We start from the raw sequence: 985 nt of genomic DNA, 5'->3' as shown, positions 1-985 counted from the left end.
GGGCACCGGTGTGTCATCGTGGTGGCCGTGCGGGGATTCACCGGGGTGTACGTCGTCCGGCACGGCTGGACATGTGCCGGCGCGAGCTGGTTCGCGGCCACGGCCCTGCTGATCGGGGTGTGCTTCCTCCCGCACGTGGAACCCTCGGAACTGGACCACATCGAGCTGGTGTTCAGCCCGTTCGCGCTGTGGACCGCGGTGGTCTGCTCCAGCCGCCGCAAGGCCGTCCGGGTGGACAAGCAAGGCATCACGCTCCACCGCCTCCTGCCCTTCCGCACGCCCGAGTTCGTGCCCTGGGCCGACGTCCTGGCGGTGGACTGGTCGGGCGACGACCACTTCTGGGGCCGCACCAGCAGCCTGACGGTCCACCGCCGCAGCGCGCATCCGGTCGCCGCGCTTCCCCCGGTTCCCGGGCTGGAAGCGCTCGACGCCTACCTCGCCACCCAGGTCGCCCCCGGCGACGCCGCCGCCTTCCGGGGCGCCGTCCCGCTCAAGCGCGGCACCACCCTGAGCGACCTCGACCCGGTACGGCTGGCCACGGCGATCGCCGCGCTGGCGCCGAAGGTCCGCAGGTTCGGCGACCTCGGCGACCTCGGCGACCTCGGCGACCTCGGCGACCTCGGCGATCTCGGCGATCTCGGCGATCTCGGCGACGTACGGTGCCCGAGGGCAGCCCCGGCGCAACCGGCCGACCCTCTACCGTAGGAGCCGTAGCGGTCTGATCGACCCCGCGCCCGCCTTGTGAGGCGGTTGATGTCAAACCCTGCTGTCAAGGCAAAAGCCAGAGGCCCCGCGGAATGATCCACGGGGCCTCTGACCTGCTGTGCACTCGGCAGGATTCGAACCTGCAACCTTCTGATCCGTAGTCAGATGCTCTATCCGTTGAGCTACGAGTGCGGGTGGCTTCTCGGCTCGGTGGGGGCCGATCGGCTTCGCGGGAACAACATTACATGAGGGGGCGCGGGAGGTGAAATCGATAAGGGAG

The 985-nt window shown here is 69.8% G+C and carries 1 protein-coding gene and 1 tRNA gene; one reads left to right on the top strand and one right to left on the bottom strand.

Annotation, left to right across the window (positions count from 1 at the left end; genetic code table 11):
• Positions 1-705, top strand: a 705-nt coding sequence (locus AC13HU_RS37655) for a hypothetical protein (RefSeq protein ID WP_483046504.1), incomplete at its 5' end; no start/stop codon positions are given.
• A gap of 119 nt (positions 706-824) precedes the next feature.
• Here AC13HU_RS37655 and AC13HU_RS37650 read toward each other — a convergent pair.
• Positions 825-897, bottom strand: a tRNA-Arg gene (locus AC13HU_RS37650).
• Between the last annotated feature and the right edge of the window lie 88 nt (positions 898-985).

The sequence above is a fragment of the Streptomyces sp. NH27 genome (assembly GCF_056859195.1).
This window is presented reverse-complemented; position numbering and strand designations above follow the sequence as displayed.